This is a genomic window from Streptomyces sp. NBC_00306 (assembly GCF_036169555.1).
Taxonomy (GTDB): domain Bacteria; phylum Actinomycetota; class Actinomycetes; order Streptomycetales; family Streptomycetaceae; genus Streptomyces; species Streptomyces achmelvichensis.
This window is the reverse complement of sequence record NZ_CP108032.1, coordinates 278,554-297,168: the sequence shown is the minus strand read 5'-3', so window position 1 is coordinate 297,168 and position 18,615 is coordinate 278,554. Positions and strand designations below refer to the sequence as shown.

At 69.2% G+C, this 18,615-nt stretch carries 16 protein-coding genes and 1 pseudogene; 8 read left to right on the top strand and 9 right to left on the bottom strand.

Annotated features, from left to right (window positions below; all coding sequences use genetic code 11):
• Window position 1: 1 nt before the first annotated feature.
• Window positions 2-967, bottom strand: a complete 966-nt coding sequence (locus tag OHA05_RS01260) for a patatin-like phospholipase family protein (RefSeq protein WP_313948321.1) — start codon at window positions 965-967, stop codon at window positions 2-4.
• 360 nt (window positions 968-1,327) lie between these two features.
• Window positions 1,328-1,987: pseudogene (locus tag OHA05_RS01255) on the bottom strand (nitroreductase); the annotation flags it as partial.
• Window positions 1,988-2,132: 145 nt separating this feature from the next.
• Between OHA05_RS01255 and OHA05_RS01250 the strand changes: the two are divergent.
• Window positions 2,133-2,783: an FMN-dependent NADH-azoreductase gene (locus OHA05_RS01250; protein ID WP_328859514.1), complete on the top strand. Its 651-nt coding sequence runs from the start codon at window positions 2,133-2,135 to the stop codon at window positions 2,781-2,783.
• Between the two features lie 84 nt (window positions 2,784-2,867).
• On the opposite strand, the gene OHA05_RS01245 is transcribed toward OHA05_RS01250, so the two are convergent.
• The gene (locus tag OHA05_RS01245) at window positions 2,868-3,353 is read right to left on the bottom strand and encodes a MarR family winged helix-turn-helix transcriptional regulator (RefSeq protein ID WP_328859513.1); all 486 of its coding nucleotides are present in this window, start codon (window positions 3,351-3,353) and stop codon (window positions 2,868-2,870) included.
• Between the two features lie 142 nt (window positions 3,354-3,495).
• A complete protein-coding gene (locus OHA05_RS01240; protein ID WP_328859512.1) occupies window positions 3,496-5,943 on the bottom strand; it encodes a SpoIIE family protein phosphatase in 2,448 nt (815 codons plus the stop codon).
• A gap of 529 nt (window positions 5,944-6,472) precedes the next feature.
• On the opposite strand from OHA05_RS01240, the gene OHA05_RS01235 reads away from it, so the two are divergent.
• The 3 genes from OHA05_RS01235 (at window position 6,473) to OHA05_RS01225 (ending at window position 9,154) form a co-directional block, all read left to right on the top strand.
• A complete protein-coding gene (locus OHA05_RS01235; protein WP_328859511.1) occupies window positions 6,473-7,192 on the top strand; it encodes an alpha/beta fold hydrolase in 720 nt (239 codons plus the stop codon).
• Window positions 7,193-7,465: 273 nt separating this feature from the next.
• On the top strand, window positions 7,466-8,143 hold the full coding sequence (locus OHA05_RS01230; protein ID WP_443043608.1) for a HEAT repeat domain-containing protein: 678 nt from the start codon (window positions 7,466-7,468) through the stop codon (window positions 8,141-8,143).
• Window positions 8,144-8,149: 6 nt separating this feature from the next.
• Window positions 8,150-9,154 (top strand): HEAT repeat domain-containing protein, encoded by a 1,005-nt coding sequence (locus OHA05_RS01225; protein ID WP_328859509.1) that lies wholly within the window; start codon window positions 8,150-8,152, stop codon window positions 9,152-9,154.
• Between the two features lie 17 nt (window positions 9,155-9,171).
• Here OHA05_RS01225 and OHA05_RS01220 read toward each other — a convergent pair whose 3' ends face one another.
• Window positions 9,172-10,083: a glutaminase gene (locus OHA05_RS01220; RefSeq protein ID WP_313948328.1), complete on the bottom strand. Its 912-nt coding sequence runs from the start codon at window positions 10,081-10,083 to the stop codon at window positions 9,172-9,174.
• Between the two features lie 214 nt (window positions 10,084-10,297).
• Window positions 10,298-11,191, bottom strand: coding sequence for a terpene synthase family protein (locus tag OHA05_RS01215; protein ID WP_328859508.1), 894 nt, complete (start codon window positions 11,189-11,191; stop codon window positions 10,298-10,300).
• Window positions 11,192-11,861: 670 nt separating this feature from the next.
• On the opposite strand from OHA05_RS01215, the gene OHA05_RS01210 reads away from it, so the two are divergent.
• Window positions 11,862-12,404 (top strand): EF-hand domain-containing protein, encoded by a 543-nt coding sequence (locus OHA05_RS01210; protein ID WP_313948330.1) that lies wholly within the window; start codon window positions 11,862-11,864, stop codon window positions 12,402-12,404.
• Between the two features lie 65 nt (window positions 12,405-12,469).
• Here OHA05_RS01210 and OHA05_RS01205 read toward each other — a convergent pair whose 3' ends face one another.
• Window positions 12,470-12,835 (bottom strand): YybH family protein, encoded by a 366-nt coding sequence (locus OHA05_RS01205; protein WP_313948331.1) that lies wholly within the window; start codon window positions 12,833-12,835, stop codon window positions 12,470-12,472.
• A 137-nt stretch (window positions 12,836-12,972) separates the two neighbouring features.
• On the opposite strand from OHA05_RS01205, the gene OHA05_RS01200 reads away from it, so the two are divergent.
• Both OHA05_RS01200 and OHA05_RS01195 read left to right on the top strand, forming a co-directional pair.
• Complete coding sequence (locus tag OHA05_RS01200) at window positions 12,973-13,593, top strand: TetR/AcrR family transcriptional regulator (protein WP_328859507.1); 621 nt, start codon at window positions 12,973-12,975, stop codon at window positions 13,591-13,593.
• 179 nt (window positions 13,594-13,772) lie between these two features.
• A complete protein-coding gene (locus OHA05_RS01195; protein ID WP_328859506.1) occupies window positions 13,773-14,597 on the top strand; it encodes an enoyl-CoA hydratase/isomerase family protein in 825 nt (274 codons plus the stop codon).
• Window positions 14,598-14,653: 56 nt separating this feature from the next.
• Here the strand turns inward: OHA05_RS01195 and OHA05_RS01190 are convergent, their stop codons facing one another.
• Window positions 14,654-15,367, bottom strand: coding sequence for an SDR family NAD(P)-dependent oxidoreductase (locus tag OHA05_RS01190; RefSeq protein WP_328859505.1), 714 nt, complete (start codon window positions 15,365-15,367; stop codon window positions 14,654-14,656).
• A gap of 393 nt (window positions 15,368-15,760) precedes the next feature.
• Here OHA05_RS01190 and OHA05_RS01185 point away from each other — a divergent pair, with 393 nt between their 5' ends.
• Complete coding sequence (locus OHA05_RS01185) at window positions 15,761-16,063, top strand: muconolactone Delta-isomerase family protein (protein WP_313948335.1); 303 nt, start codon at window positions 15,761-15,763, stop codon at window positions 16,061-16,063.
• Between the two features lie 202 nt (window positions 16,064-16,265).
• Here the strand turns inward: OHA05_RS01185 and OHA05_RS01180 are convergent, their stop codons facing one another.
• Complete coding sequence (locus OHA05_RS01180) at window positions 16,266-18,614, bottom strand: acyl-CoA dehydrogenase family protein (protein ID WP_328859504.1); 2,349 nt, start codon at window positions 18,612-18,614, stop codon at window positions 16,266-16,268.
• Window position 18,615 lies beyond the last annotated feature (1 nt).

Genomic DNA, 18,615 nt, shown 5'->3' with positions numbered 1-18,615 from the left:
CTCACAGGGCAACTCCCGACGGTGAGGATGTCGATGCCTCGCCCAAGTCGGCGGTTGCCGCAGGGGCGTCGGCTCGATACAGGCCAGGCCCGGTGACGTGCAGCTCGTCGAGGAAGCGTCCCGCCGTACGGGAAGCAGTGCTGATGAGCCGCTGGGAATGGCCGAAGTCCCACGGCGCGGGCCAGACCTCGATGCCGGTCGGCAGCACGACGGTCGGGATGTGCCGGGCGACTTCGTGCAGATCACGCTCGACCTGATGGCGCATCAGCAGCAGCCCGGCCCTGGAGGCGATCGCACCGGCTCGCCGGCGCGGCACGACAGGGCTCAAGGGGGAACTCTCCGGTCCGGTCGACACCACCACGACGCTGGCAGCCCCGGCCTGCAGGGCGGCCAGGACGGGGACGTAGGCGATCACTCCTCCGTCGACGAGCGTCCTGCCCTCCCGGTCGACCGGGGGCAGGATCCCGGGAATGGCCGCGCTGGCCAGCAACGCGGACTCGAGGTCTCCGTGGTCGAGCAGCACCGGAACACCGGTGACCAGGTCCATGGCCACCGCGGTGAACGGGACCGCGAGCTCCTCGATCCGGGACGGCAGCCCTGACCGGGCGATCAGTCGGCGCAGGCCCCGATCGGTGAAGAGGCTGGCCCGTGAGGTCGGGTTGCCGAGGGGATACACCTCACGGCGGCACAACCCGGTCCAGACGTGGTCGAGCCACGGTGCTGCCCTGTCGGGCTGCGCGGCCGCGATGGCGCCGTTGAGGGCGCCCACCGAGGTGCCGACGATCATGTCCGGAACGAACCCGCGCTGCTCCAGCGCGCGTCCGATACCGACGTGCGCCGCCCCGAGGACCCCACCCGCGCCTACTGCCACGGCCACGGGACGGGGAAGAGTGCGCAAGCCGGCCGAGATGGTGCCGTCGGGCGGCTCACTCGACGGCGGGGGATCCGCCCCCTTGTCGCCCGTCATGGTTCGACGCCTCTCGCGGCCACGACCACGCGTCGAGTCGCCCCCGCCGGAGCCCGAGCGACCCCATGAGGCCGGCTTCCGGCCACCAGCAATCTTCATGATCAACTTTCTCACCACCGCGGAATCGGATGTGGTCTCTCAACCAGGTCCGGGCGGCAACCCGATCTGTGACACCAGCCGGTCCATGCGCTGGGTGAAGCCGCCCTTGAGCCTTGCGGCAAGGCGCGGCAACGGTCGGCCGCGGGGCGGGTGCGGCGTCGCGGGATCCGTGATGTCGATCGCCGGGCCGCGAGCCACCGGGCCCGTGCGGGGCGCCGTCGTCCTCGCGGGGGTGTGAACGGGCCCTCTGGCGTCCATGGCGTCGACGAACGTCACCGTCTCGCCGAGTGGCGCCCTGCCCGTACGGGGGTGGTCGACAGCCGCGTCTTCGAATCCGATCGACATGCCGCAGAAGAGCATCAGGTCGTCCGGGGGTGAGATGACCTTCGCGACGGTCGCGTGGTACTTCGCCCATGCCATCTGCGCACAACTGTGCAGTCCTTCGGCGCGGAGCAGCACCATGACGGTCTGGAGATACATACCGACGTCGGACCACTGGGGGCGGCCGAGGCTGCGATCGATGTAGCAGAAGAGGGCGGCAGGCGCGCCGAAACACTCCCAGTTCGCCGAAGCGGCCCGCTGACGCGTCTCCAGGTCCTCGCGCTGGACGCCGAGTGCGCCGTAGCGCTGCTCGCCGAACGCGGATCGGCGTTCGCTGTACGGGGACTTCAGGGTCGGCGGGTACTGCTCGTACTCCGGCTCGTCCCAGGGGTCGCCCCCCTTCACGCGCTCGTCCACGAGGTCCTTCAGCTCGGACAGCGGCTCGCCGGTCAGGACGTAGGCGCGCCACGGCTGGATGTTCGATGCGGACGGCGCCCATGCCGCGGCCGTCAGCACGCGTTCGAGCACCTCTCTCGGGACCTGCCGGTCGGTGAATGCACGTACCGCGCGTCGGCTCGTCACCGCTTCATAGACGTCCAAACCCGGCCGCCTCCGATCTGTTCAACGTCTCCGGCTTCGTTGCAGTCGCGATGGTATCATTCGATACCATCGCGAGTGCAACCACTCTCGATGCCTGTTCAAGCCCCTGGTTCACCGCCCCGGGGCCGCTCTTTGGAGGAAGCCCATGGCCACGCTGCTGCACATCGATTCGTCCGTGCTCCCCGGCAAGGCGTCCGCGTCCCGTGCCGTCGCGGACGCCTTCCGTACGGCATGGCGGGAGCAGCACCCGCAGGGCACGGTGATCTACCGTGACGTCGCCGCCGACCCCGTGCCGCACATCACGGCCGACGCCCACACCGCCGGCTTCACCGCCCCGTCCGACCGCACCCCGGAGCAGTCCGCCGCGTTCGCCGCGCGCGTGAAGCTCATCGAGGAGCTGGAGCAGGCGGACGCCGTCCTGATCGGCGCCCCGATGTACAACTTCTCGATCCCGTCGACCCTCAAGGCGTGGCTGGACAACGTGATCCTGCCCGGCCGCACCGCGGGCGAGAACCCCTCCGCCCAGGGCACCCCGGTCACCGTGGTCGCCAGCCGGGGCGGCTCCTATGCGCCGGGCACCCCCCGCGAGGGCTGCGAGTTCGTCCAGAACTACCTGGGGGTGCTCCTCAGGGAAAGCCTCGGCCTGGAGCCGGAATTCATCGTCGCGGAACTCACCATGGCTCCCCGGAACCCGGCCATGTCGGAACTGATCCCCCTCTACCGGGCCTCTCGCGAGCGCGCCTTCGCGGACGCGACCACCAGGGCCAAGGAGCTCGCTGAGCGCCTCGCCGGGTGAGCCCGGGCGGTGGGCGCCGTGTGACGTTCCGCCTCAGGGCGTCACACGGCGCCGGCGACGCCATGTTCGCGTGAGCGCGCGTGCTCACGCCTCCCTGTCGGCGGGATGGGCGAAACGGGTCAGCAGTTCCGTCAGCTGCTCGGGCTCGCCGGGCCCCAGGTCGGCGACCAGACGCTCGGTCAACGGCGTCGCCGCCTCATGGGCCGCGTCGAAAAGCTCGATGCCCTGAGGTGTGATCTCCACCGCCCGCGCCCGCCGGTCGCCGGGAACGGCCTTGCGCACGGCCAGGCCCCTGCGCTCCAGATCGTCCACGACTCGCATGATGCCCGCCTTGTCCGTCCCCGTCGCCTCCGCCAGATCCCGCTGCACCGTGGCCCCGCGGTCCACCAGCACGATCAGTACCGCGAAGTGGCGCAGCTCGATACCGAGCGGACGGAGGGCCTCCGCCATGACCGCCGCCGCGCGCCAGTGCGCGCGGCGCAGCAGCAGGCCGAGGGCGAAGGGTGAGGCGTCCCCGGGGCGGTCGGTTGCGCGCGAGGCGGTGGTTTCGTGAGGGACGTCGGCGGTCATGAGGGCATCCTAGCAGAATCGTTTCATTTGAAACGGTATTGGGTGAAATGAACCCGGAAATCCCGTGGTCCCACGCGTGCCGACCGGGCCTCGAGCGGGCCGCGCCGGCGATGGGACCGTGCCCTCGGACAGGCGTACACATTCAGCCAACCAGGTCTTCTTCCGCCCAGACAGCCTTGCCGTTCGGTATCGAGCGGCAGCCCCATCTGCGGGACAGGTGCGCGACCAGGCTGAGGCCGCGCCCGTTCTCGTCGCCCGTGCGTGCGCGACGCAGACGTGGGGAGCAGAGATCGGTGTCGGACACTTCGCAGGTCAGGACCTGGTGCCGGATCAGGCGCACGTGAATCGGACCGCCGCTGTGGCGGACGGCGTTGGTGACCAGTTCACTGACGATGACCTTCGTGGAGTCCACGAGATTCTCCAGACCCCAGGCGGTCAGCTGACCGGCCGCCAGGTGCCGGGCGGCGCCGGCAGCGGTCCGGTCGTTCGGCAGCGTCCAGGAGGCGACGCGGGACGGACCGAGTGAGCGGGTCCGTACGACGAGCAAGGTGGCGTCGTCGCGCGGTCCCTGATCCGGGAGGGTGTCCATCGCTCCGGTGCAGAGGTCTTCGAGGGACCGTTCGGGTTGGGCCAGGGCGGCGGCCAGGCGCTGCATCCCCACGTCGATGTCGTCGTCACGGGTCTCGATCAGGCCGTCGGAGTACAGGGCGATGAGGCTGCCCTCGGGCAGTTCGAACTCCACGGCCTCGAAAGGGCCACCGAGTCCGATGCCGAGTGGGGTTCCGGTCGGAAGCTCGGGGAAGGTGACGCGGCCCTGCGGGTCGACGATCGCGGGGGGAGGGTGCCCGGCCCCTGCCATGGTGCACGTCCGGGTGACCGGGTCGTAGATGGCATAGACGCAGGTGGCGCCCACGACCGTGGGGGTCTGGTCCAAGGCGTCCGCGTCCTCCTCCGCCAGCCGTTGGACCGTGTCGTCGAGGTGGGCCAGTAGTTCTTCGGGGGGAAGGTCCATGTCCGCGAGCGTGTGGACGGCCGTGCGGAGCCTGCCCATGGTCGCGGCGGCGTTGATGCCGTGCCCCACCACATCGCCGACGACGAGGGCCACCCTGGCGCCGGACAGCGGGATCACGTCGAACCAGTCGCCTCCGACGCCGTGGTCCATATCGGCGGGCAGGTAGCGCGAGGCCGCCTCGACCGCCAGACCACCCCTCAGGCGGTGCGGGAGCAGATGGCGTTGGAGGGCGAGCGCCACGGAGTGTTCACGTGCGTACTGGCGCGCGTTGTCCAACGCCATCGCGGCGCGGCCGACGAGTTCTTCGGCCAGGAGGAGGTCGACCTCCTGGAACGGCGCCGGGTTTCCGGTGCGGACGAACAACGCCACGCCCAGCAGGGCACGCCGCGTGCGGATGGGGACGACCATCAGGGAGTGCATGCCGCTCTCTTGGATCTTCCGCGCCCGTACCGGGTCCTTGTCGATCCAGGTACCCGGAGCGGTGTCCACGATCGGCTCCAGGTGGGAGGTGCCGGTGAGCAGGACGTCGGCGATGGGTGAGACGGACGGAACGGGGACCGGCTCACCGCGCTCCCAAGCGGATTCGGGGACCCCCAGATGGATCGACGCCATACCGGCACGTCGGAAGGCGGGAAGGCGCTCGCTCATCGGGCCGATGCTGATCGAGGGCCCTTCACCGAAGGGGACCGACTGATCCAGGTCGACGGAGGCGTAGTCGGCAAACAGCGTCACGGCCAGGTCCGCCAGTTCCTGACTGGTCTCCATCACGTCCAGTGTTCCGCCGAGGCGCGTACCGGCCTGGCCCAGAACGGCGAGGCGCTCGCGCACCCGCCGGGCCTCGGTGACATCGACGGTGATGGTGCACACCCCGAGCGCTTGGCCGTCCGCGCCCTGGAGACAGAAGAACGAAGCGGCGAAGGTGTGGTCCTGAGCCGGACCCGACGCCAGCCACGTCCGGTACTCGTGGACCCTGGTGGTGCCACTCTCGATCACCTGCCGCATCACGGCCTCGACCGCTTCGGACTTGGCACCGGGCAGCGCGTCCACGAAGCGACGCCCGAGCCGTCGGTCACGGGAAACGCCGTCGTGGCTTTCCACCGTGTCGTTCACCCAGGTGCAGCGCAGCTCCATGTCACGAACGGAGATGCCGATCGGAGCGCGGACGAGAAGCGACTCCCGTGCGGATCCGTTCACCTCTCGGCCCGCGAGCGGGCCGGCGTCGCTCACGGACAGGAGCCACCGGACTGCTCCGCTGTACCCGCTCACCTGCGAGAACCGCAGGTTGATGTCGAGCGTGTGGCCGTTTCGGTGACGTACCGCCGTGGTGCCCGGCCAGCCGTTCCGGGCCCGGCACTGCTCGACGAACGCCGATGTCGTCGGCGCCTCCTCGGAGCCCGGCACGACGAGTGCGGCAGATCCACCCACCACGTCCCTGGCGGCGTACCCGAGAAGCCGCTCGGCGACCTGCGTCCACGCGACCACCGTCCCCCGCTCGTCGACCATCGCGATCGCCGACTCGGAGGTCTCGCGCGCCTTCGGCTCTGGGCGACCGTATGTCACCTCGTCAGTCATGGTCATGGAGCTGTTGTCCTTACAAAGATGGGGGAGACCGTACGGGTGCCGAGAGGCCACGCGCAGACGGCCTCGGCCACCAGGAACCACCGTGGGGGTGGACGACCGGTGCGAACCCTCATCGCTGATGTTCTCGAACCCGACGCAACGCAGCCGCGGCAGTCGGGCTGCTGCTCTGCGCAGCGTCATGCCACATGACCGGACGCCGCTCTGACCTGTGACACCGCTTCCTGACCGGCAGGACGACGCGGCCATTTCCCGAGGACGAGCAGCTGTCCGCCGCCGGAGTTCTGCTGCCGGAGCCCGGCGACGCCGCCCACAAGGGCCCCGTCGTGTCACACCCCGGCAGCCGGCTCGGTCGTAAGGATGAATCGGCCTTTTGTGCCGAACCACCGCAGTCCGCAGGAGTACGCCGCCGGGAGTATTCCTGTCGCTTCTCGTCGCGAGACCTCAGAAGCGACACGGAGTTCCGCGGGAATCCATCGGTGCGCCCGAACAGGGCGCGTACTCATGCACCCAAGGAAAAGGATCAACCATGAATGAACAGACGCCGACTGTCGTCCTCGTGCACGGAGCGTTCGCAGACTCCTCCAGCTGGAACGGCGTCGTGGAGAGGCTCCAGTCGCACGACTACTCGGTGGTGGCCGCCGCCAACCCCCTGCGCGGACTGACCGGCGACGCCGAGTACGTCAGGCAGCTCGTCGCCTCCATCGAAGGCCCCGTCGTCCTAGTCGGCCACTCCTACGGTGGCGCCGTCATCAGCAATGCCGCGGACGGCCTCGACAACGTCAAGGCGCTCGTGTTCGTCGCGGCGTTCATGCCCGAGAAGGGCGAGAGCGCCCTCGACATCGCGGGCATGTTCCCCGGCAGCACCCTGGGTGAGGCGCTCCGGCCGGTGCCGATCACGCTTCCCGACGACAGCCGGACCGTGGACCTCTACATCGACGAGAGCAGGTTTCCCCACCAGTTCGCCGCCGACCTTCCCAAGGAGACCGCTGCGATCATGGCCGCCACCCAGCGTCCCGTGACCAACGCAGCGCTGGCCGAACCCGCCTTCGCCGCGGCATGGAAGGAGATACCGTCCTGGGTTCTCGTGGCCACGGAGGACCTGAACATCCCGCCGCAGACGCAGACCTTCATGGCCGAGCGCGCCGACGCGACCTCGGTCTCCGTGGCTGCCTCCCATGCGGTGAGCGTCTCGCGCCCGGTGGACGTCGCGCGCCTGATCAACGAGGCGGCGCAGGCCATCACCTGAGGGCTGGTCGGCCGGGGCCGATCACCGTGCGCGGCCCCGCAGAGGGGCGGCCGATTGCCGACGCGATCGGCCGCCTCGGACGTCTGGGGAACGGACGAGCGGCATGGACGGGTCGGCAACGAAGTGATCCGACCGCTGGAGCTCCGACCGCCCCGAAACGACAGCTCCGACAACCGCACGCTGCCCCGGACGGCGACGCACCGGACGCCCGCACCATGCCCTCGCCGTGCTTGACCTTGTCACGATGACAAGGTCTTCACTGGGGCCCAGGAGGTGGTTCCGGTGGCCATACCGCAACAGGACACGAACACGACGCGAGGGCTCCGGGCGCTGGAGAACAGCAGCTCGTCGGTACGGCTGCGGGCAGCACTGGCGGTCGGCACGAGCCCGGACGACGAGTTCATCGACGTACTCATCGCACGGTGCGCGGTCGAGCCCGACTTCTCTGTGCGTGAAATGCTCACGTGGGCGCTGACCCGCCACCCGTCGTCGACGACGGTCCCGAAGCTCATCGACGCTCTCGGCTCGGAGCGTGCGCAGGCGCGCAGCCAGGCATTGCACACGTTGTCCAAGGTCGGGGACCGGCGGGCCTACTCTGCGATCACACGGGCGCTGCTGACCGACGCCGACGACGAGGTTGCGCGCAGTGCGTGGCGGGCAGCGGTCGCACTCGTCCCCGAAGGTGAGGGACCGCAGCTGGCCGAGGTGCTGGCCACCCAGTTCGGGCGGGGTGCGCGGGAGACGCAGTTGAGCCTCAGCCGGGCGATGATCGTGCTCGGTGAGACGGCCGAGGCGGCCCTGCGCACAGCGATGATGGACGTCGACCCCCACGTGCGTCAGCACGCGATCGCCACGGAACGGCTGTTGCGCGACCCGGATGCCGGATTCGAGTTCGCGATCGAGGAGGCGAAGCGCATCGTAGCTCTGGGAACGAACAGCCAGGACGGGTGACAGGCAGTGTTGATCGGTGATGTGGCACGACGGTCCGGGGTCAGCGCCCGCATGCTCAGGCATTACGACTCTCTCGGTCTGGTGCGGCCCACGCAGCGCACCGAGGCCGGCTACCGGGAGTACTCCGGTGAGGACATCCGGCGGATCTTCCACATCGAGAGCCTGCGGTCGTTGGGTCTGTCGCTGCGCGAAGTCCGCAGCGCACTGGACGATCCCGGCTTCCGGCCCACGGAGCTCGTCGACGACCTCATCCGCCAGACGCGCGAACGCATCGCCGGCGAGACGGCTTTGCTCACGCGACTGCGTCGGATCGGTGCCGCGGAACCCGCCGAATGGGAGGACGTCCTGCAGATCGTCGCGCTGCTCCAGGCCCTGGGGTCGGAAAGCGCGGGGAAGCGTCAGCGCGCGGCCCTGTCCTCGGTGGACGAGGTTTCCGTTCCGGTGGAGGCGCTGGTCGATGCGGTGTTGAGCGAGACGGATCCGCACGTCGCCGGAGCCCTTCGATGGGCTCTGGCGCAATCGGGGGACAGCGTTGTGGCCCTGCTGGCGGAGGGACTGGATTCACCGGTCGCCGATGTACGAAAGCGTGCCGTGCAGTCCATCGCCGAGTTTCCGGACGAGGACGCGAGCGCGCTTCTGCGGGACGCCCTCACGAACTCCGACGTCGTGGTCCGCAGGTATGCCGCTCTGGCGCTCGGAGCACGAGGGGTGGCCGAGGCCGTCCCGACACTCATCGACATGATCATCGCGGGGGTACATGACGTCGAAGCCGCCGATGCACTCGGTGCGTTGGCGAGTCGTCCTGCGTCGGCGGAGCAGATCGCCTCCAGGCTCGTCGGCCGTCTCGCCCCAGGGGCCCTGGAACCGGCCGCTCGCCGACGGCTGACGCAAGCGCTCGCGGACGTCCCGGGGACCACGACGTCAGATGCCCTCGTCGATCTGTCCCGCGACGAGGACCGTGCCGTGGCACTCACCGCGACCTACCTGCTCACGCTGCGCAGCGCCCCGTAGCGGTAGGGGCCCGCGGGTCAGAAGACCGAGAGCCCGGTCAGGGTCGTGAAGCGGTCCAGCGCCGCGACGCCCGCGACCGAGTTGCCGCGCGCGTCCAGGCCGGGGCTCCACACACAGATGGTGCAGTGCCCCGGTACGACGGCGACGATCCCGCCGCCGACTCCGCTCTTGCCCGGCAGCCCCACCCGGTACGCGAACTCGCCGGCGGCGTCGTAGGTACCGCACGTGAGCATCACCGCGTTGATCTGCTTGGCCCCGCTGCGGGTGAGCAGCCGGGTGTTGTCGGCGCGCAGGCCGTGCCGGGCGAGGAAACGGCAGGCGAGCGCCAGATCGCCGCAGCTCATCTCGATCGAGCACTGCCGGAAGTAGTGTTCGAGGAGGGTGGGGACGGGGTTGGCGATATTGCCGTAGCTGGCCATGAAGTGGGCCAGTGCGGCATTGCGGTCGCCGAATTCCGACTCGGACCGGGCGACCTGTGCGTCGAACCCCAGTTCCGGATTGCCGCTCTCCTGCCGCAGGAACTCGAGGAGTTCGTTGCCGGCGTCCCCGTTCAGCGTCAGCAACTGGTCGGTGACCACGAGGGCGCCGGCGTTGATGAACGGATTACGCGGGATGCCGTTCTCGTACTCCAGCTGGACCAGAGAGTTGAACGCGTTGCCCGAGGGCTCGCGGCCGACGCGCGCCCAGAGACCGTCCCCTCCCTGAGCGAGCGCCAGCGCCAGCGTGAAGACCTTGGTGATCGACTGCGTGGAGAAGGGCCGCTGCCAGTCCCCGATGCCGTGGACGGTGCCGTCCACCTCGGCGATGGCCATACCGAACTGGCTCGGGTCGACACTCGCCAGAACCGGGATGTATTCGGCGGGCCGGCCGCCGCCGACCTGCGGCGCGATGTCCTGAACGATCTGTTCCAGGACGGCTCGGTAGTCCATGGGGAGCCCTATCGCGGCCTGGCGGCCCGGTGGGGCGCCGCCGCTCTGGGCACACTGGTGGTGCGGGGGAGGGGCTCGATATCGCTGAGGAGAGGCACGCGCACATTCTGCACCGCTGGGGTGCGAAGGCGCGCCGACCACCGACGGGGACGAGAGCCTGTGCCGGTGTGCGCTGGGGCGGTCGCCGCAACCGGGGCGACCCGTCCCTGCGGCCCTACGCCCTGGCGTAACGCTGTGTCTCCCTGCTCCAGGCGTCGTTGCCGCTGATCCAGCACCGGAGGGTCGAGAGGTGGTGAGCGAGGTGCGGTGCTTGTTCGGGGAGTCCGTAGCGCGGGGGCAGGGTCGTGGACATGGCTTCGAGGCGCAGGAATGTCTCGATGAGCCGGTCGTGGCTGCGTTCGAGGTGCGCGATGGCTTCCGGGGCGGTCATACCGTGCCGGCGGATCAGCGCGACGGCCTGATTGCTGGACTCTCCCTGGCGCAGGTCCTTGGACAGGGAATACGCGTCGTTCTGGACGACGACGATGTCCGCGCAGACCTTGCGGAGCTCGTGCACGGTCTCGCTGAGAACCAAGGGAAAGGCCACCTCATGCTGTTCTGCGGTCTCGCCGAACGCGAGAGAGGGCCGGATGCCGATCGCGTCCCGGCGGACCTCGACGAGATGCTCCATGTCCGGCTCCTGGCCGCTGCGCCGGATGATGGCCTCGAGGATGTAGGAGTACAGGTACTTGGCCGTGTCCTCGGCGAACCGGTTCTGCCAGGTGGCCGACATGCCCATACGGCTGCGCCCGCAGAGCTCGGCGAAGGCACGCAGGAGCGGAGGGGCTGAGGCGGGTAGCGCCGCCCATTCGCCGTGGACGAACCGAATCATGGGGCGGACGACGTCTCTGACGGCCGCCGGGTCCTCGCCGAGGGGGCCGTCGAACCAATCGTCGAACGGAAAGAACCAGAACATCCAGTCCGAGACCAGCTGGGCGCCGAGACCCCGAGCGTCAGGATGTGCGTATCCGGCGAGCCGGTCGAACCGTGGTGCGTCGAGCCGTCGGACTTCCTCCTCGGTGGTGACGATCCCGAGCGCCGTCGCCCACCGGAGACTGTTCCGGCGCATCTCCTCCACCCCGGGATTCAGTCGCGCCGGCCACGGGATGGTGAAGTGCGGACCATCCCTGTCCGGCGCGGCACGTGGCCCTTCGAAGCTGGAGGACGCCACGGCCGGGGAGGTCATGGCGAACGCGACGCGTGCACCGGAGGTGCCCAGCCCGTTGGGCCGACCCGGGACACGGCTGTGGGGCACGGACACAGAGCAGCCCTCCTGTCGTTCGTGGGACACGTCGGCAGGTGTGTGCACCCGCGAGCCGTCTCCTCCAGGTGGCGCGAAGGGGGCCGCCTGCACACAGCAGGTTCGCGGAGACGGAACGCCGACCGACGGGCCCCGCCGCACAAACAACTCGATCGGATGAGAACGGTTCGCCCTCGACCACGACCTGTTTCGGGCCCCGCCTCCTCCGCGCACAACGGTCGGGGGAACCCATGCCGTTGGCCGGAAGGGGCAGCACCCTGACGGCACATCGGGCACGGCCGCCGCAGGAACCGGCCTCGCACAGGGCGGCGTTCATCGAATCGCAGGCCGTCCTCGGCATGGGGCGGCGGTGACCGTTCGCCCATATGTGCCCGTGGGAGCGTGGCTGCACCCGTCCTACAGTGATGTGCAGTCCGCCACCTTTTGGGGCGGTTGCCGACAGTTCATGGTTCGGTTCGGCGTGGGGAAGGGGCTGCACATGGCCAGCGCGTTTCAGGAGCGCAAGCTCAAGGGGATGTTCGCCGCATTCGACGCGGACGGCGACGGCTTTCTGCGCGAGGAGGACTTCAGGGCGCTCGTCGCCCGTTGGAGCCGGCTGCCGGGCGTAGACCCCGGGACGGACCTGCAGGCAAGGGTGACGACGCTGCTCATGGGGTGGTGGGCGGCGCTGCGGGAGACGGGGGACAGGAACGGGGACGGCGCGGTCGACATGGACGACCTGCTGTCGCTCGTCGACAAACTGCCCGCCATGGCCGGGGACGTCACCGCGACCGCCGACACCGTCTTCGACGCGGTGGACGCCGATGGCGACGGCCGGATCTGCGCCGAAGAACATCGCCGGCTCGTCGAGACCTGGACCGGTCGGCCTCTGGACGCATCCGGTGTCTTCGAGTTGCTCGACCTGAACCGCGACGGCCACCTCAGCCGCGAGGAGTTCGCGCTGTTGTGGCGTCAGTACTGGATGAGCGACGACCCGGGGGAGCCGGGTAACTGGCTCTGCGGCCGCTTCGCGACCGGGTAGTCAGCGGTCTCGCGACCGAGCGGCCGCGACGGCGTCGTTGGTTCCACCGTCCGCGCGGCACGGGGTCAGTGCTCGGTGATGACCCGGGAGACGTGGTACTGGCGGATCCGCCAGGTCCCGCCGTCGCGCTGGAGGGTCAGCGACATGTGTACCGGAGCCTGCCAGCCGTCGTCACCGCGGAAGGTGACGTCCGCAAACCCTCCGGCCACCTGATCGCCGATCTCGTAGGTGTGGAGGATCGTCACATCGGCGCTTCGGTCGCGGGCGACGGCCTCGTAGTAGTCCCGTACGGACTCGCGACCGGAGAGGACTTCAGGTCCGAAGCCCTGGAAGAGGGCATCGGGGGTGAAGAGGTCCGCCATGACGTCCGGCCGGTGGCCGTCGAAGGCGGACTTCCACTGCTTCAGCACCGCGTACATCGGGTTGCTCATCGTGGTGGCTCCTGTCTCTCGTGGGGCGGGGTGGATCATGCGGTACCGAGCGACGACTCTCCGCAACCGCACGGGTTCTCCCCGCATATAGTCGACCGGTCTATTAAAACTAGACGAGCGGTCGTATACTTGCAAGCATGGGACGCACGAGCGACGCCAAAGAGAAGATCATCAGTGCCGCGCAGACACTCATCGAGCTGCGCGGATACTCGGCGTTGGGCGTGGCCGAGATCTGCAAGACGGCCGGAGTGCCCAAGGGCAGCTTCTACTACTTCTTCGAGTCCAAAGAGGCTCTCGCGCTGACGGTCATCGACGAGCACTGGGCCGCTCAGCAGCGCGACTGGACCCGCATCCTGAACAGCGATGCGGAACCCCTGCAGCGGCTGCGCCGGCTCTTCCAGGAGACCGAGGCCGCTCAGCTCGCCGGTCAGCAGACCTGCGGCACTGTCTCCGGATGCCTCTTCGGGAACCTCACCCTCGAGATGAGCAACCAGACCGAGGCCATCCGCAAGCGTCTGCAGGAGATCTTCGACGCCCAGGTCGACATGGTCGAGTCGGTCATCGCCGAGGCTCTTGAGAGGGGTGAGGTCGCGGTCGGCGATACCCATGACGCTGCTCGGTCCGTCGTCGCGCAGCTCGAGGGGCAGGTGCTGTTCGCGAAGCTCTACAACAGCACCTCCCAGCTCAGCGTCCTCTGGGCGAACTGCCTGGCCCTGCTGGGTGCTCGGGTCCCGCGGGAGGAAGCAGCCCGCGCGTAACCTCTGCGGGCTCGGCGCCGATCGGAGTCGAGCCGTGGCGTTACCCCGATGGGGTCGCGTCGCACGAGAAGCTGCCTCGCCGGGCATCAGGCGGTGGGGGTGGCGCAGATGAGTCCGCTGTCCGCCGCTCACGGCCTGTCGCGGTGACCGGCGTATTCCTCGACCCTAGGGTCGGCGCCATGAGCGATGAGCAGCAGTTCCATGTGGACGAAGTGTCGCCCTCCTACTGGAAGGTGACCTTCGAGAACGGCCCCATCAACCTCATCGACGTGGACACCGTCGAGCAGCTCGCCGCTCTGGTGACCCGTATCGAGCAGGCCGATGAGTTGACCGTCGTCGTCTTCCAGAGCGCCAACCCCGACTTCTTCATGGCCCACTGGGACTTCACGGCCGACACGGCGCGAGTGAGCGCGATGCGGGCCGGGTCCACCGGGCTGCACCCGTACGCGGACAACCTCATCCGCCTCAGCACCGTCCCGGCCGTGACGATCTCCGCGATCAACGGCCGTGTCCGGGGAGCGGGAAGCGAGTTCGTCCTGGCCACGGACATCCGTTTCGCAGGGCCCCGGGCCGTCCTGGGGCAGTTCGAGGTGGGGGTGGGCTCTGTGCCCGGGGGCAATCCGATGGGGCGCCTCGCCCGGCTGGTGGGCCGGGGGAGAGCGATGGAGATCGTCCTGGGGGCGGACGACTTCCCGGCTGAACTCGCGGCCCGGTACGGCTACGTCAACCGCGTCCTTCCCGACGGAGAGCTGGATGGCTTCGTCGACGCGTTCGCCCGCCGTATCGAAGGGTTCGACAAGGTCGCCGTTTCCGAGACCAAGAGCGTGGTGAACGCGGCCACGCACATTCCGCACGACGAGTTCGCGTCCAGCCTGTCCGGCTTCTTCCGCACGTCAGGGCGCCCGGAGAACGCCGATCATGTGCGGAGCCTGTTCCGGCGTGGCCTGCAGACGCCGGGAGGCGCGGAACTCGACCTGGGCAAGCAGGTCGCGGAACGAGGCTGAGTGCGTCGGCGGCGCTGCACCTGTCCCCGTCCCCGTTCCGGTCCGCTGCCCCTGGCTCAGTGCCCGGCGCTCTGGCCGCCGTCGACGTGCAGGATCTCACCGGTGACGAACGGAGCGTTCTCCAGGTAGACCACGGCGTCGGCGATGTCGCTGACTTCGCCCATGCGCCCCACCGGGTGCATGGCGGCGAGTGTCTCGTGGGTGCTCTCGGGGTGCATGGGGGTCTTGATGGTGCCCAGAGCGACCGCGTTGGACCGGATGCCGCGGCCGGCGTACTCGATGGCGAGCGACTTGGTCGCGGACTGCAGGCCGCCCTTGGTCAGCGAGGCCAGTACGGAGGGCACGTTCGCGTTCGCGTGGTCGACGAGGCTGGTGGTGATCTGCACGATGTGGCCGCCTCCCTGCTCGAGCATGTGCGGGATCGCGAGTTGGGTGATCCGGAAGAATCCCGCCAGGTTCAGCCCGAGCACCGTGTCGTAGTCCTCCTCGGTGTAGTCGGTGAAGGGCTTGGCTATGAAGATGCCGGCATTGTTGACCAGGGTGTCGATGCGGCCGAACCGGGCCACGCCCTCCGCGATGACGCGCTCGGCTGTGGCGCGATCGGAGATGTCGCCCCGGACGGTGACCACCCCCGGATCGTCGGACTCGGCGATGCTGCGTGAGGTGGCGACGACCGAGTGGCCGAGCTTGCGGTACGCGGTGACCAGACCGGCTCCGATGCCCTGCGATGCGCCGGTGATGACGGCGACCTTCTGAGGCTGTGCACTCATGATCAGTTTCTCCGATGTGGTGGTTGTCTGCCGGTCCTGAGTTATTGTCGACCGGTCGTCTATATGACAATAGATGACCGGTCGACAAAAATCAAAGAGTAGGCTGGTGGTCTTGGGGTGGGGGTGTCGGTCAGATCGGCCGCGTGTGCATTCCCGGTGGCGACGGGGCCCATCAGCTCGTCCCGAGAGTGCAGCGGCCGGCACCGGCTGACGGCCCCCAGTGACGAGTCGCGCGGCGGAACACCGGGATGCCGCTCACGGCAACGGTCGACTCCGTCGGCCGTCCTCGCCGTGGTGCAGCCAGGTCCGCACACCGCTCGATCGCGTCACGGCCGTCCCTCTCCGGTGTACGCGGAATCCCGCGGCGCCTCCCGCAGAGCAGGAGAAGAAGACATGAACGAGTTCCTGGTCGAGCTCACCACTCACATCCCCGAGGGCACAGAGCCGGCGGAGGTGGATCGCCGGCGCGCAGAGGAATCCGGGCGTGCCCGGGAGCTTGCCGCCGCGGGCCACCTGGTACGGCTGTGGCGCCCGGTGGGTGAGCTGCGCAGCATCGGCCTGTGGCGAGCGGCGGACGAGGCCGAGTTGCGCGAGAAGGTTCTCGGCACTTTGCCGCTCTGGCCGTGGATGACCCCGGTGATCACTGCGGTGACGTCCCACCCGAACGACCCGGGCACGTCGGATCCCGCGCAGTAGAACGCACCTGCACTGCGCGCCTAGGTGAACCTGGTGCTTCCGTCCGCATCCGCTGGGTGGTGCGGGTTGCGCTGAAGCGGCGAGCCTTCTCGGTACGCGTCGTCGGCCGGCGCCGTGGATGCGGCGGGCGCCGATAGGGCCTTGGACGTCGACCGACCGTCCAAGGCCCTATCAGTGAGCAGCTGGTGCGGTACCGCCCTCGTCAGCCGGCGGGGTGGGTGAGAGGGGTGGCGGGCTGGGTGTGCTGGGGGGTGTTGAAGGCCTGGGCGAGGGTGGGGAGGTGGGGGGTGAGCGCCGTGTGGAGGGCGTTGAGGGTGTGGGGGAGTTGGTTGAGGTGTTCGGGGGTGAGGTGGTTGTGCGCCAGGAGATCGCCGGTGTGGGGGCGGAGTTGGTTGAGGGCGAACAGCTGGTGGAGGGTGGTGAGGAGGTGGTGGGTGGTCGGGTGGGTGGTGCGGGTGGCGGCAGCGTGGAGGGCCTCGGCCGCGTGGCGTTGGGTGTGGGTTTCGATCATCGTCAGCGCGGGCGTGCTGGTGGTGTTCCAGCGGGCGAGGGGGTTGCCGCGGGGGCTCGTGCGGGCGGCGGTACGGGCGCGCTGGGTCCAGAGAGTCTGTGCGTGGGCGAGAAGGTTGTGGAGGAAGGCGGGGTCGGTGAGTTGCTGGTGGGCGACGGTGGGGTCGGTCGCCTGAGCGGGGTCGATGGCGGGGGTGACGGGGGTGGTCCGGGGCGTGGGGTGGAAGAGGGTCTCGGCTGCGGCCTTGGTCCAGATGACGAGGTTGTCGCCTTCGGCGGTGATGGTGCCTTCGATATTGGTGTGCAGATCGGCGAGGCGGTTGTGCGCGAAGAGGCCCTGGGCACCGCAGCGTTCACGTGCCTCGGTGATGATGTCGCGGGCCTGCCAGGTGGACCAGGCCTTGGTGAGGGCGACGAGCCGTTCGGTGTCGGGGTCGTTCGGGGTGCGGGTGTGGGCGGTGAGTGTCTCGCGGTGGAGGAAGGTCATCGCATAGGTGGTGGCAAGGGCATCGGTGAGGCGGCCGCTGTGTGTGCGGTGGGCGGCAAGGGGGATGCGTTCGCCGGCCTTCGGGCCGCTGATGTGGCGGGTGTGGGCGTGGCGGACGGCGATGTCGAGGGCGGTGCGCGCGGCACCGATGGCGGCGGCGCTCATGCAGAGTTTGCCGGTGGTGACGCGGGCGATGGAGTGGAGGAGTCGCTTGCGTCGGCTCGTGACATTGCTGCTGAGGGTGTCGTCGGGCGTGAGGTGGCCGTGGGGGGCCTGGAGCAGAGCGGTACGGGGGAGCGGGACATGGTCGAAGGAGGTGATGCAGTGGTCGACAGGGCTGCCGAGGCGTTCGGGAAGGAGGGTGACGGTAATGCCGGGGAGGTGGCCGGCGGCATCGCTGAGGGGGACGAGAAAGAGATAGACGCCATGGTCGGTGTCGCCGGTGACGAGGCGGGCGGCGACAAGCGCGGTCTTGGGGCCGCCGGTGGTGCTGGTGTTGGGCATGAACTTGCGGGCGCCGGGGGTCGGGGTGTGGAGATCGAATCCGCCGGTTGCCGGGTCGAGGGTGGCCGTGGTCTCGATTGCCGTGACGTCGTTGCCGTGGTCGAGCTCGGTGCACAGGAAGGTGCCGGTGTGCTGGAGTGAGGTGTAAGGGGTGAGGTCGCGGGTGTGACCGTCGTGGTCGAGGATGCTGCCCAGGAACAAGTTGTAGTGGATGCCGCTGATGGTGCACAGGCCGCTGTCGGTGAAACCGGTCCACTCGTGCAGGGCGGCCAGGCGGCGGGGGTCGTGGGCAAGGGCCTCGGGGTCGCCGGCGACCTCGTTGACCAACCGCAGTCGTTGGTAGGACAGTTCGGTGCGTTCCTGGGGGGTGAGGCCGGTGCGGTAGGTGAAAGCCTCACTGTCCACCAGGGCACGCCAGGGTTCGTGGACGGTGTCACCGTCTTTCTCGTCGAAGAGGAGGTGGGCCAGTTCACCGGCGGCCAGTGCGGCCGCCACCGACCCGGCCGGGTCCTCCGCGCCCCCCGAGACCTGCTCCGGTACGTCGGTCGGGCTTGCCGCTCGCGCCGTCTCCTGCACCGACGGCTCGTGCACCGCCTGCGCCTGCGCAGTGCGTATCTGTGGGGAGTCCTGGGCGGTGCGGCTTCGCACGGCGCGGGGCAACTCCTGTACCTGGCCCGGTCCTTGCGCAGTGGCCTTCTTCGCCGCCCGGATCAACTCCTTTGCTCTGCAGGGCTCCTGTGCGCGGCTCTGGGCTGTCGGATTCTTCCCGATGACGATCGGCTGCTGCGCCGCAGTGGGCTCCTGAGAGGCACGGGCGCGCTCCTGGACCTTGCGCGTGGGCTCCTGGACCGCACGGTCCTGCACGGTGAAGGTCAGTTCCGGCACTGCCCGCTCCCCCCGCTCCTGCACGGCGGCGCGGGTGGGCGTCGTGGCGGGCTTGACGGGTACGGACTGATCCGCGTCGGCTACGGCCGCGGATGAGGCGGTGCCGGCTGTTTTGGCGTCTTGGTCGGTGGTGGGCTTTTCCTTGTGGAACGTGAGCACTGTCATG

What these genes read in the sequence shown, in the direction of transcription:
- OHA05_RS01260 (WP_313948321.1), bottom strand. Translation starts at nt 967, where the DNA reads ATGACGGGCGACAAGGGGGCGGATCCCCCGCCGTCGAGTGAGCCGCCC.
- OHA05_RS01250 (WP_328859514.1), top strand. Translation starts at nt 2,133, where the DNA reads ATGGCCACGCTGCTGCACATCGATTCGTCCGTGCTCCCCGGCAAGGCG.
- OHA05_RS01245 (WP_328859513.1), bottom strand. Translation starts at nt 3,353, where the DNA reads ATGACCGCCGACGTCCCTCACGAAACCACCGCCTCGCGCGCAACCGAC.
- OHA05_RS01240 (WP_328859512.1), bottom strand. Translation starts at nt 5,943, where the DNA reads ATGACCATGACTGACGAGGTGACATACGGTCGCCCAGAGCCGAAGGCG.
- OHA05_RS01235 (WP_328859511.1), top strand. Translation starts at nt 6,473, where the DNA reads ATGAATGAACAGACGCCGACTGTCGTCCTCGTGCACGGAGCGTTCGCA.
- OHA05_RS01220 (WP_313948328.1), bottom strand. Translation starts at nt 10,083, where the DNA reads ATGGACTACCGAGCCGTCCTGGAACAGATCGTTCAGGACATCGCGCCG.
- OHA05_RS01215 (WP_328859508.1), bottom strand. Translation starts at nt 11,191, where the DNA reads ATGCGCCGGAACAGTCTCCGGTGGGCGACGGCGCTCGGGATCGTCACC.
- OHA05_RS01210 (WP_313948330.1), top strand. Translation starts at nt 11,862, where the DNA reads ATGGCCAGCGCGTTTCAGGAGCGCAAGCTCAAGGGGATGTTCGCCGCA.
- OHA05_RS01205 (WP_313948331.1), bottom strand. Translation starts at nt 12,835, where the DNA reads ATGAGCAACCCGATGTACGCGGTGCTGAAGCAGTGGAAGTCCGCCTTC.
- OHA05_RS01200 (WP_328859507.1), top strand. Translation starts at nt 12,973, where the DNA reads ATGGGACGCACGAGCGACGCCAAAGAGAAGATCATCAGTGCCGCGCAG.
- OHA05_RS01195 (WP_328859506.1), top strand. Translation starts at nt 13,773, where the DNA reads ATGAGCGATGAGCAGCAGTTCCATGTGGACGAAGTGTCGCCCTCCTAC.
- OHA05_RS01190 (WP_328859505.1), bottom strand. Translation starts at nt 15,367, where the DNA reads ATGAGTGCACAGCCTCAGAAGGTCGCCGTCATCACCGGCGCATCGCAG.
- OHA05_RS01185 (WP_313948335.1), top strand. Translation starts at nt 15,761, where the DNA reads ATGAACGAGTTCCTGGTCGAGCTCACCACTCACATCCCCGAGGGCACA.
- OHA05_RS01180 (WP_328859504.1), bottom strand. Translation starts at nt 18,614, where the DNA reads ATGACAGTGCTCACGTTCCACAAGGAAAAGCCCACCACCGACCAAGAC.